General features: G+C 73.6%; 10 protein-coding genes. 9 read left to right on the top strand and 1 reads right to left on the bottom strand.

All coding sequences use genetic code 11. The features are described from left to right. Positions 1–19: 19 nt before the first annotated feature. From BCL76_RS03815 to BCL76_RS03780, 8 genes are all read left to right on the top strand, one after another. Complete coding sequence (locus BCL76_RS03815) at positions 20–1,207, top strand: NAD(P)/FAD-dependent oxidoreductase (RefSeq protein WP_109778067.1); 1,188 nt, start codon at positions 20–22, stop codon at positions 1,205–1,207. 103 nt (positions 1,208–1,310) lie between these two features. Continuing rightward, positions 1,311–1,622 carry a (2Fe-2S)-binding protein gene (locus BCL76_RS03810; protein WP_030760814.1) on the top strand — a complete coding sequence of 104 codons (312 nt, stop codon included), beginning with the start codon at positions 1,311–1,313 and terminating at the stop codon, positions 1,620–1,622. Further along, on the top strand, positions 1,603–3,147 hold the full coding sequence (locus tag BCL76_RS03805; protein WP_109778066.1) for an FAD/NAD(P)-dependent oxidoreductase: 1,545 nt from the start codon (positions 1,603–1,605) through the stop codon (positions 3,145–3,147). Before BCL76_RS03810 ends, BCL76_RS03805 begins: the two co-directional genes overlap by 20 nt. A 75-nt stretch (positions 3,148–3,222) precedes the next feature. Continuing rightward, a complete protein-coding gene (locus BCL76_RS03800) occupies positions 3,223–4,137 on the top strand; it encodes a dihydrodipicolinate synthase family protein (protein ID WP_109778065.1) in 915 nt (304 codons plus the stop codon). An 18-nt stretch (positions 4,138–4,155) separates the two neighbouring features. Continuing rightward, positions 4,156–5,160 (top strand): proline racemase family protein, encoded by a 1,005-nt coding sequence (locus tag BCL76_RS03795; RefSeq protein ID WP_109778064.1) that lies wholly within the window; start codon positions 4,156–4,158, stop codon positions 5,158–5,160. Continuing rightward, positions 5,157–6,176 carry a proline racemase family protein gene (locus BCL76_RS03790; protein ID WP_258309277.1) on the top strand — a complete coding sequence of 340 codons (1,020 nt, stop codon included), beginning with the start codon at positions 5,157–5,159 and terminating at the stop codon, positions 6,174–6,176. Before BCL76_RS03795 ends, BCL76_RS03790 begins: the two co-directional genes overlap by 4 nt. Before the next feature lie 29 nt (positions 6,177–6,205). Next, positions 6,206–7,114: an ornithine cyclodeaminase family protein gene (locus BCL76_RS03785; RefSeq protein WP_109778334.1), complete on the top strand. Its 909-nt coding sequence runs from the start codon at positions 6,206–6,208 to the stop codon at positions 7,112–7,114. Between the two features lie 71 nt (positions 7,115–7,185). Further along, positions 7,186–7,899, top strand: coding sequence for a GntR family transcriptional regulator (locus tag BCL76_RS03780; protein ID WP_030760795.1), 714 nt, complete (start codon positions 7,186–7,188; stop codon positions 7,897–7,899). Positions 7,900–7,937: 38 nt separating this feature from the next. On the opposite strand, the gene BCL76_RS03775 is transcribed toward BCL76_RS03780, so the two are convergent. Beyond that, entirely contained in the window at positions 7,938–9,860 is a 1,923-nt protein-coding gene (locus BCL76_RS03775) for a bifunctional metallophosphatase/5'-nucleotidase (protein WP_109778063.1), read from the bottom strand. Between the two features lie 314 nt (positions 9,861–10,174). Here BCL76_RS03775 and BCL76_RS03765 point away from each other — a divergent pair, with 314 nt between their 5' ends. Then, positions 10,175–11,917 carry an ABC transporter substrate-binding protein gene (locus BCL76_RS03765; protein WP_109778062.1) on the top strand — a complete coding sequence of 581 codons (1,743 nt, stop codon included), beginning with the start codon at positions 10,175–10,177 and terminating at the stop codon, positions 11,915–11,917. Positions 11,918–11,935 lie beyond the last annotated feature (18 nt).

Here is an 11,935-nt window from a genome sequence, read left to right as displayed (position 1 = left end):
AATGTGACATATTACTGCCGTGCTCAAGAGACACTCCCTGGACGCCGTGATCATCGGCGCCGGCGTCGTCGGGGCGGCCTGCGCCTACTACGCGGCCCGCGCCGGACTCTCCGTCGCCGTGGTCGACCGGGGCCCCGTGGCGGGCGGCACCACCGGCGCCGGTGAAGGCAACCTGCTGGTCTCCGACAAGGAGGCCGGACCCGAACTCGACCTCGCCCTGCTGTCCACCCACCTGTGGACCGAACTCGCCGCCGTCCTGCCGGGGGAGATCGAGTACGAGCCCAAGGGCGGGCTCGTCGTCGCCCCCGACGCGACCACCGTGAAGGCCCTACGGCACTTCGCCGAGGGCCAACGAGCCGCCGGCGTCGAGGCGGTCGAGGTGGCGGCGGACGCCCTGCACGACCTGGAGCCCCACCTGGCCCCCGGCCTCGCGGGCGGCTTCCACTACCCGCAGGACGCCCAGGTCCAGCCCGCCCAGGCGGCGGCCCGGCTGCTGGCCGCCGCAGCCGCCTCCGGTGCCCGGGTGCACCTCGGCGAGGAGGTGAGCGAGGTCCTGCTGGACCGCGGCGCCGTACGCGGCGTGCGCACGCCGCACCGTGAACTCCTGGCCCCGGCCGTGGTGAACGCGGCCGGCACCTGGGGCGGTCGCATCGCCACGCTGGCCGGGGTCACCCTGCCCGTCCTCCCGCGCCGCGGCTTCGTCCTGGTGACCGAACCCCTGCCGAGGGTGGTCCGGCACAAGGTCTACGCCGCCGACTACATCGCGGACGTCGCCAGCGGCTCCGCCGCCCTGCAGTCCTCGGCGGTGGTCGAGGGCACCCCGTCCGGCCCGGTCCTGATCGGCGCCACCCGGGAGCGGGTCGGCTTCGACCGTACCCTCTCGACGGAGGCCCTGCGCCGGCTGGCAGGCCAGGCCGCGGCACTCTTCCCGGTGTTGGCGGACGTCCGGGTGATGCGCGCCTACCACGGCTTCCGCCCCTACCTGCCCGACCACCTCCCGGCGATCGGCCCGGACCCCCGGCGCCCCGGGCTGCTGCACGCCTGCGGTCACGAGGGCGCGGGCATCGGCCTGGCCCCGGCCACCGGAGCGCTGATCGCCGCCGCCCTGACGGGGGCCGAACCGCCGCTTCCCACGCACCCGTTCCGCCCGGACCGCTTCGAGGGCGGCGAGCAGGGCCCTGCCGACGCCGGGGGCGGGCCGAGGTGAGGCCCGCGACGCCACACGTGATCCGCCTCGGCGACCCACGCGCCGACCGGCGCCCACCACACCGACCCCGGCCCGCCGGCACCACCTCGAGGAGGACCCTTTGATGCGCAGCCCCCGCTCACTCGTAGGCGGCAGCCCGGCTTCCCGCTTCACGGTCGACCTCGACGGCCGGGAACTGCCCGCGCAGGAGGGCCAGAGCATCGCCGCCGTGCTCTGGGGCGCGGGCATCCTCGCCTGGCGGACCACCAGGGAGGGCGGCGCCCCGCGCGGCGCGTTCTGCGGGATCGGCAGCTGCTACGACTGCCTCGTCACGGTCAACGGCCGCCCGAACCAGCGCGCCTGCCTGCTCCCGGCCCGACCGGGGGACTCCGTCACCACCCAGGAGGGAACCGGCCATGCCGACCTCGCCGTCTGAACCCGCGGGTCGCGTCGGCCGCGCGCATCCCACGGATCAGTCAGGTCCTGCCGCCCTGTCGACACCTGCGGCTGCCGTCGGGCCGGGGCCCGCCGACGGGCCCGCGCCGACGGCTGATCTCGCCGTCGTCGGGGCCGGTCCGGCCGGGCTCGCCGCCGCCGTCACGGCCGCCGGCCTCGGGCTGCGGGTCACCCTGCTGGATGCGGGCGACCGGCCCGGCGGGCAGTTCTACCGCCACCCCGCACCGGGACTGGGCGCGGCCCGCCCCGAGGCGCTGCACCACGGCTGGCCGGAGTTCGCCACCCGCGAAGCCGCCCTGCGCGCCCACGTCTCGGCGGGCCGCATCACCTACCTCCCGCTCCACCACGTGTGGACGGTGGCACCGGGCCGGGCGGCCGTGACGCACCGCGGGTCCGCCGCCCCCACCGCCGAATGGATCCTGCACGCCGTCGCCGGTCACGCCCCCGAGGAGCGGGCCGCCGCCGTGACGGCCCGGGCGGTGCTCATCGCCACCGGCGCCTACGAGCGGCAACTGCCCTTCCCCGGCTGGACCCTTCCCGGCGTGGTCGGGGCCGGCGGGGCGCAGGCGATGCTCAAGGGCGGGTTGGTCCTGCCGGGCGAGCGGGTCGTCGTCGCCGGCAGCGGGCCGCTGCTGCTCGCCGTGGCCGGGTCGCTCGTCGTCGCCGGAGCCACCGTGCCGGCCGTGGTGGAGGCCGCCGCCTACACCGCGTACGCGGGTCAGGTCCCCGCCCTGCTGCGCAACCCCGGCAAGTTCGTGGAGGCGGCCGGCTACGGCGGGGCGCTGGCCCGTCATCACGTCCGGCTGCTCACCCGGCACGCCGTCACCGAGGCGCACGGCACCGACCGGGTCGAGGCCGTCACCGTGGCCCGGCTCGACCGGGACTGGCGGCCGCTGCCCGGCACCGCCCGCCGGATCCCCTGCGACGCCCTCGCCGTCGGCCACGGGCTGGTACCCCAGCTGGAACTCGCCACCGGCCTCGGTTGCGAGACCCGCCCGTCCGTCGACGGCACGGTCGCCCTCGTCCTCGACGCCGAGCAGCGGACCTCGGTACCCGGCATCTGGTCGGCGGGGGAGACCGGCGGTATCGGCGGGGCCCAACTCGCCATGATCGAGGGTGAGCTGGCCGCGCACTCGGTGGCGGGCGCGCCGCCCGGGGCCCGCCTCACCCGCCGCCGGGCCCGGCTGCGGGCCTTCGCCGACGCGATGGCCACCGCCCACCGCCCCGGCGAGGGGTGGACCGGCTGGCTCCGGGACGACGCCGTCGTCTGCCGCTGCGAGGAGGTGCCGGCCGGGCGGATCCGCGAGGCGACGGACGACCTCGGCGCGCGGGACGCCCGTACGGTCAAACTCCTCACCCGGGCCGGTATGGGCTGGTGCCAGGGCCGGATGTGCGGTCCGGCCGTCGCCGCCCTGGCCGGGGAGGAAGCCGCGCCCGACCGGCGGCCGCTGTCCTGTCCGGTTCCGCTGCGCCACCTCGCCGAACTTCCGCCCGCCACGCACTGATCGGGGTGCCGAGGCCCTTGTGGCCGCACCTCACCCGCTAGTAAAATGTCACACACCACACTAGGGAGCTCTCACATGACCCACGCGCACACCCCCGCGCCCCGCACCCGTCCCTGGCACGGAATCATGGTCGCCACCGCGCTCCCGCTGCGCGAGGACCTCAGCGTCGACCACGACGCGTACGCCGAACACGTGGCCTGGCTGATCCGCAACGGCTGCGACGGCGTGGTCCCCAACGGCTCCCTCGGGGAGTACCAGACCCTCACCGACGAGGAGCGGGCGCGTGTCGTGCGTACCGCCGTCGAGGCGGCCGGCGACGGCGCCCGCGTCATGCCCGGCGTCGCCGCCTACGGCAGCGCCGAGGCCCGCCGCTGGGCCGACCAGGCCGCCGAGGCCGGCGCCGGCTCGGTACTCCTGCTGCCCCCCAACGCCTTCCGCGCCGACGAGGACGCGGTACGCACCCACTACGCCGAGGTCGCCCGCGCCGGGCTGCCCGTCGTCGCGTACAACAACCCCATCGACACCAAGGTGGACCTGACCCCGGACCTGCTCGCCCGGCTGCACGCCGACGGCTCCATCGTCGCCGTCAAGGAGTTCAGCGGGGACGTGCGCCGCGCGTACGAGATCGCCGAGCTCGCCCCCGGCCTCGACCTGCTGATCGGCGCCGACGACGTCCTCCTCGAACTCGCGCTCGCGGGCGCCGTCGGCTGGATCGCCGGCTACCCCAACGCGCTCCCGAACTCCTGCGCCCAGCTCTACCGGGCCGCCGTCGCCGGAGACCTCGACACCGCCCTGCCGCTCTACAAGTCCCTGCACTCGCTGCTGCGCTGGGACTCCAAGACCGAGTTCGTCCAGGCCATCAAGCTCTCCATGGACCTCGCCGGTCGCCCCGGCGGCCCCACCCGCCCGCCGCGCTTCCCGCTCACCGGCGAGATCGAGGCCGCCGTCCGCGCCGCCACCGAGAAGGCCCTCGCCGAGGGCCTCAACTAGTCCTCCGGGGGACCGCACATGCGCACGCGTCACGTCTACCACGCGGTGGACTCGCACACCGAGGGCATGCCGACCCGGGTCGTCACCGGGGGAGTCGGGGTGATCCCCGGCGCCACCATGGCCGAGAAGCGGCTCCACTTCATCGAGCACATGGACCACGTCCGGACCCTGCTCATGTACGAGCCGCGCGGGCACTCCGCGATGAGCGGCGCCATCCTGCAGCCCCCGACCCGTCCGGACGCCGACTACGGAGTCCTCTACATCGAGGTGTCGGGCCTGCTCCCCATGTGCGGGCACGGCACCATCGGGGTCGCCACCGTCCTCGTCGAGACCGGCATGGTCCCGGTCGTCGAGCCGGTCACCACCGTCCGGCTCGACACCCCGGCCGGGCTGGTGAGCGTCGACGTCCGGGTCGAGGACGGGGCGGCCACCGCCGTCACCCTCACCAACGTCCCCTCCTTCGCCGTCGGGCTCGACCTCAAGGCCGAGGTCCCCGGCTTCGGCGCGGTCACCTACGACCTGGCCTACGGCGGCAACTTCTACGCCTTCGTCGAACTCGACGCCCTGGGCCTGCCCTTCGACCGTGCCCGCAAGGACGACCTGATCGCCGCCGGGCTCGCGGTGATGGACGCGATCAACGCCGGGCCGGACCGGCCCGTCCATCCCGAGGACCCCGCCATCGCCGGGGTCAAGCACGTCTACCTCGCCGCTCCCGGCTCCGACGCCCACCGCTCCCGGCACGCCATGGCCATCCACCCCGGCTGGTTCGACCGCTCGCCCTGCGGTACGGGGACCAGCGCGCGGATGGCTCAGCTGCACGCCCGTGGCCTGCTGGAACTCGGCACGGACTTCGTCAACGAGTCCTTCATCGGGACGGAGTTCACCGGCCGGCTGATCGCCGAGGCCACCGTCGGCGGGCGTCCGGCCGTGGTCCCCACCGTCACCGGACGGGCCTGGATCACCGGTACCGCCCAGTACTTCCTCGACCCGACCGACCCCTTCCCCGGAGGGTTCCTGCTGTGATCACCGTCCGCACGGTGGACTACCACACCGCCGGCGAGCCCTTCCGGATCGTCGACAGCGCCGCCCCGGGAATGCCGCCGGTCCCCGGGGACACCGTCGCCGAGCGGTGCGCCACGGTCATCGGCCCGGGAGGTTCCGGGACCGCGCCGCGCCGGGGCGCTTTGGACGACGTACGGCGCCTGCTCGTGCAGGAGCCGCGCGGGCACGCCGGGATGTACGGGGGGTTCGTGGTCCCGGCCGACGACGACGGAGCCCACTTCGGCGTGCTGTTCTGGCACAAGGACGGCTACTCCACCGCCTGCGGCCACGGCACCATGGCCCTCGGGGTCTGGGCCGTGGACACCGGCCGGGTCGCCGCCCCGGACGACGGGGACGTCCCGGTGCGCATCGACGTACCGTCCGGGCGGGTCACCGCCACCGTCCACCGCGCCGGGGGCCGCACCACCGGGGTCACCTTCCGCAACGTCCCGGCGGTGGTGGGCGCCCGTAAGGTGCCCGTCGCCACCTCGTTCGGGCTCGCCGAGGTGGACATCGCGTACGCCGGGGCCTGTTACGCCGCCGTCCGCGCGCGCGACCTCGGCCTGGACGTATCCCGGGCGGCGCTGCCCGCCCTGGTGCGGGCCGGCCAGGAGGTCCGGGCGGCGCTGGCCACCCACCCCGCCACCTGGCACCCGGACGGTCCGCTGCTCTCCGGTGTCTACGGGGTGATCCTCCACGAGGAGCTGCCCGACACCCCCTTCGGACCTCACCAGCGCAATGTCACCGTGTTCGCGGACGGGCAGATCGACCGCTCGCCCTGCGGCTCGGGAACCTCGACGCGGCTCGCACTGCTGGCCGAGGACGGGCGGCTCGGGCCGGGCGAGGACCTGCTGCACGAGTCCGTCACGGGCACGGTGTTCACCGGGCGGATGTCGGACGGCGGGGTCACCGAGGTCACCGGCACCGCCCACCGCACCGGCGAACACACCTTCGTGGTGGACCCGCACGACGCGCTCGGCACCGGATTCCTGCTGTGACGGGCATCCCGCAGTTCGGGGCGGGGCGGATGGCCGACCTGATCGGTCCGGCGGCGGCCGCCGACGCCGTGGCCGCCGCCCTGCTCGGCGGCCTCGACCCGGAGAGCTGCCCGCCGCGTTCCGCGATCGAGGTGCCCGGCGGCGGCGAACTGCTGCTGATGCCGGCCGCGTCCGGCGCGTACGCCGGGGTGAAGATCGCCGGGGTCGCGCCGGGCAACCCGGCCCGCGGGCTGCCCCGGATCACCGGCTCCTACCTCCTGCTGGACGGGCCCACCCTGCGCCCGCTGGCCCTGCTCGACGGCGCGGCGCTGACCACCCTGCGCACCCCGGCGGTCTCCGCCCTGGCGCTGCGTCACCTGGCGCCGACGGGTCGCCCGTTGCGGCTGGTGCTCTTCGGCTCGGGGCCACAGGCGTACGGACATCTGGAAGCGACCTCGGCCGTACGGGAGTTGGCCGAGGTGGTGGTGGTCGCACGGGACCGGGGGCGGGCGGAGGAGCTCGCCGCGTACGCCCGCACCCTGGGCCCGGCCGCTCGGACCGGCACCCCGAAGGAGGTGGCCGACGCCGATCTGGTGATCTGCTGCACCACGGCGCGGGAGCCGCTGTTCGACGGGCGGCTGGTCGGGTCGCACGCCACCGTCGTCGCGGTCGGCTCGCACGAGCCGACGGCCCGGGAGACGGACACCGCCCTTGTGCGACGGGCGGCGGTGTACGTGGAGTCCCGGGCGGCGGCCCTGCGCGAGGCGGGGGACCTGCTGGTCCCGGAGGCCGAGGGAGCCATCGGACCCGGTCATATCAGCGGCACCCTCGCCGACCTGGTCGGCGGTCGGATGCCGGCGGGCGGGCCGCGGAGTTGTCCACAGCTCTTCAAGAGTGTGGGCATGGCCTGGGAAGATCTCGCTGTGGCGGTCGCGCTGTACGAGGCCGCCGGAGTGTGAGCAGCGCAACGTGACATTGTACGCTGTTCCTCTCCTCGTCGGTGGTGTACGGGGGTCTCGGAGGAAATGCAATGGGTGACCTGAAGCAGCACAGTCTCATCAAGGCCCAGGAACGCCTCCGCGACCAGGTCGGCCACGCCCTGCGAGCCGCGCTGATAGCGGGTGAGCTGCGCCCCGGAAGCGTCTACTCCGCACCGGGCCTCGCGGCCGAACTCGGCGTCTCGGCCACCCCCGTCCGCGAGGCCATGCTCGACCTGGCCCGGGAAGGGCTGGTCGAGCCGGTCCGCAACAAAGGCTTCCGGATCACCGAGGTCAGCGAGCGCGACCTGGACCAGTTCACCGAACTGCGCACGATGATCGAGGTGCCGACCATCGGCCGGATCACGAAGATCGCCACCGCCGAGCAGTTGGAGGCGCTGCGTCCCGTCGCCGAGGAGATCGTCACCAGCGCGCGCGAGCACAACCTCATCGGTTACCTGGAGGCCGACCGCCGCTTCCACCTCTCCCTGCTGGCCCTCGCGGGCAACGACCGCCTCGTGGAGACGGTCGGCGACCTGCGCAAGCGGTCCCGGTTGTACGGCCTGACCGGCCTGGACGAGGCCGGCAAGCTGGTGTCCTCGGCGGAGGAGCACATCGAGCTGCTCGACCTGATGCTGAGCGGGGACGCCGAGGCGGCGCAGGAGTGCATGCTCCGCCACCTCGGCCATGTGCGCTCCCTCTGGGCCCAGGGCCGCGACGAACCGGTCGGTCGCGTCCCCGGAGGCCTGGGCTCGGGCGTCCAGTAGGCCGGAGGATCCCCTGGGCCGGACAGGTTCCCGGACGATCAGCAGGGCGCGCGGCCGCCGTCGCGGGTCGGCCGCGGCCGGTCCCCCGTGATGATCGCCGCCTCCGGGCGTGGTACCGGGGTGCCGTCGGGCAGCAGCGGCACCGGCGGGTCCACCACGGTGCCCACCGCACCCGCCGCGTCGCTCGCGGCCGCCGCCGTGACCCGACCCCGGGGCTGCGGGGACAGTACGGCCGTCTCCCGCACGTACGCCACGAAGCTCTCGAAGTCCCGCTGGTGCCGGTAGGGCTCCTCGAACGCGGAGAGGGCCGGATAGCCGTCGCTCGCGAGCAGCGTGTACGAGGGCGCCGCGAGCCGGTACCGGCGGCCGAGTTCCAGCGCGACGCCGTCGACGAACACCTCCGCGGGGTGCACCCGGTCCCCGACCGGGCCACCCGCGTCGAAGCTGTAGCGCACGTTCCGGGAGACGGCCAAGGGCGCGAAGCGCAGTTCGCCGCTCTCCGTCGTCGTCCACTGTTCCTCCAGCGCGTCGTGGATCTGCTGCCCGCTCACCCACGCGCTGACGATCGGATCGCCGAACCCGAGGGCCCGCCAAGCGCTGCCGAAGGTGACGGCGCCGCCCGAGGCGGGGTCGAGGACGAGGTCCCCGGCGATGATCGTCTGGCCGACCCGGGGCGCCGCGGCGACCACGGCGAGCTCGGCCGGGACGTTGGGGTGGATGTTGGCGTCGTTCTCGGGATCGGTGGGCCTGCCGCCCGCCCACAGCGCCCAGTCGGCCGCCAGGTTGCCCATGGTGCTCTCGCCGGCCGTGTTCCGGGCGCGCAGGAACGAGCCGGTCTGCCGTCCGATCGGCATCCGGTCACGCTCGGCGGCCTGCCCCGCCCAGTAGGTGACGACCTCCAGCAGCTCCGGATGCGGTGCGATGTCACGGGTGTTGGGGTGATTGGTGGAGATCGTCAGTTCCCGGATCACCCGGCCGGTGAGCGGGTCGAGCCGCAGGTTGATCTCGTTGATCACCTGGCCGTAGCAGCCGGCCTCGACGAAGGGGCGGGGGACGCCGTTCGGGTCGGGGACCATCATGTTGAACCGGGTGTGCCAGTGCCCGGTGACGATCACGTCGATGTCCGGGGAGACCCGTAGCGCGAGGTCGAGGGCCGGCCCCGAGGGGTCGACGCCGCTGTTGAAGTCGGCTCCCGCCACCGCCCCGTCGTGCAGGCTGAGCACGATCGCGTTCACGCCTTGGCCCTTGAGCAGCGCGGCGTAGCGGTCGGCGGTGGCGACGTCGTCGAGGGTGGCGAGGCCCGGCTGGAAGGAGCCGGGGAAGCGCTCGCTGCCCACGGCGGTGAGGTGGATGAACCCGATGGGCAGCTCCCGGCCGTCGGCGGTGCGTACCCGCTCGATGTTGTAGGCGGGCAGGACCGTCTCCCCGTCCTGGCCCCGGACGAGGTTGGCGCTGTAGTGGCGGAAGTCGGCACCGTGGAAGCGCAGGCCGGAGGAGTCGGTGAAGGAGGTGTCGCGGCCCTCGACGGGGAAGGGGATGCCCTGCTCCATGTGGCGTCGGAGCATGGCGGGCGACTTGTCGAACTCGTGGTTGCCGGCCGTCGCGAAGTCGAGCCCCATGCGGTTCAGGGCTTCGATCGTCGGCTCGTCGGCGAAGGCGGCGGCGTCGAACTCCCAGCCGGAGAAGGAGTCTCCGGGGCTGAAGAAGAGGGAGTTGGGGTGCCCGTCGCGGAGCCGTTCGAGGTGCGCGGCCAGGTACGCGACGCCGCCGACGGTGTAGTCGATGCCGCCGTTGCCGACGATGACGGAGTTGCTTCCGGGTGCGCCTTGCAGGAAGCCGTGCAGGTCGGTGATGTCGAGGAGCTGGACGTCGACGTACTCGACGGCCGTGGCGGCGTCCCGGGCGGCGTCGGTGGCCCGGGCGGGGACCCCGAGCGCGAAGGTCGCCGCCACGGCCCCCATCGCGGTGAAGAAGTCCCGCCGCCCCGGCTCCGGCCGCCCTGGCTCACGTCGCCCCGGCTCAGGCAGCCCCCGCCGCGGCGCCTCCCGTAGCGCCGTGTCCCGCCGCACCGAACTCCTGCTCCGCTGCGTGGCCTTGGCCGTGGTGATCACATCGGGCATGTTCCCGCCCGCCGGGTCGGCTGTCGTGCCGACGCGCCGCCCAGGCCGTTTTGGACACGGCTGGATAACGGCGGCACCAACCCCTTGTCAGTGCAATTTCACATTACTATGTTACCGGTCACATCCTAGAGCGCGGCCCTTCACTGGAGTGACCCATGACCAAGCGCACCCAACTCGCCCTCGCCACCGCACTGGTGGCAGCTCTCGCACTCGGCGCCTCGGGCTGCTCCGACACCAAGAAGGGCTCCGCCGGCTCGGGCGGCAGCAACCCCGCCGCAGCCAACGACGGCAAGATCCTCGGCGGGACCCCGGTCAAGGGCGGCACCCTCACCGTCCTGTCCAACCAGGACTTCGCGCACCTCGACCCCGCCCGCAACTGGACCATGCCGACCATGGACTTCGGCACCCGGCTGCTCTACCGCACGCTCGTCACCTTCAAGGCCGAGCCCGGCAAGGCCGGCAGCGAGCTGGTCCCCGACCTCGCCACCGACCTCGGCACCTCCTCCAACGGCGGCCGCACCTGGACCTTCACCCTCAAGGAGGGCGTCAAGTACGAGGACGGCAGCCCGATCAAGGCCCAGGACGTCAAGTACAACGTCGAGCGCTCCTTCAGCCCCGACCTGACCGGCGGCCCCGACTACGCCGCCCAGTACCTGGCCGGGACCGAGGGCTACAAGGGCCCGCTCCAGGGGCAGCACCTGGACTCCGTCAAGACGCCCGACGACCGCACGATCGTCTTCGAACTGAAGCGCCCGGTCGCCGAGTTCTCCGCGACCGCCACCCTGCCGACCTTCGCCCCGGTGCCGCAGTCCCAGGAGAAGGGCACCCAGTACGACGCCCGCCCGTTCTCCTCCGGCCCGTACAAGATCGAGTCGTACGACCGCGACAAGAAGCTGGTCCTCGTCCGCAACGAGCACTGGGACCCGGGGACCGACACCGTCCGCAAGGCCTACCCGGACAAGTTCGTCGTCGTCATGGGCCTCAAGGGCGGCCAGATCGACGACCGGATCATCGCCGGCGAGGGGGCCGACGCCTCCACCGTCCAGTACGCCGACATGCGGCCCGAGAGCGCCCCCAAGGTGCTGCCCAAGCCGGAGGTCAAGGCCCGGCTGCTCGCCGAGTCCCAGGGCTGCACGGAGATGCTGCACCTGAACAACTCCCGCGCCCCCTTCGACGACCCGAAGGTCCGCGAGGCCATGCAGTACGCCGTCGACAAGGAGGCCGTCATCACCGCGGGCGGCGGCCCGGCCCTCAACGAGATCGCGACCGCCTACCTGCCCCCGGCCCTCTCCGGCGGCAAGCAGGCCGACGTCCTGAAGATCGCCCCGGCCGGGGACCCGGCCAAGGCCAAGGAACTCCTCAAGGCCGCCGGCAAGGAGACCCTCAAGGTGTCCCTCTCGGTCTCCACCGGCGACAAGGGCAAGGCGGAGGCCATCCAGCAGGGCCTGTCCCGCGCCGGCGTCGAGGTCGTCATCGACACCGTCGACCCGGGCGCCTACTACGACGTCATCGGCGACCTCTCCACCACCCCCGACATGACCCTCACCGGCTGGTGCCCCGATTACCCCTCCGGCTCCACCTGGATCCCGTTCGTCTTCGACGGACGCACCATCAAGGAGAAGGGCAACCAGGGCAACTACAGCCAGTTCCGCGACGAGGCGACCATGAAGCGGATCGACGAGATCAACGCCATGGCCGACGCCAAGGAGGCCAACCAGGCCTGGATCGACCTCGACGCCGCCCTGATGGCCAAGTCCCCGAACGTCCCGCTCCTCCTGGAGCGCAAGCCGCTCCTCGTCGGCACCAACATCGCCGGCGCCTTCGGCCACCCCGTGTGGACCGGCACCATCGACTACGGGACCGTCGGCCTCAAGGACCCCGCGAAGAGCCAGGGCTGAGGCCCCGAGGGATCACCA

The organism is Streptomyces sp. CG 926, from assembly GCF_003148825.1.
Classification (GTDB): Bacteria; Actinomycetota; Actinomycetes; order Streptomycetales; family Streptomycetaceae; genus Streptomyces.
This window is presented reverse-complemented; position numbering and strand designations above follow the sequence as displayed.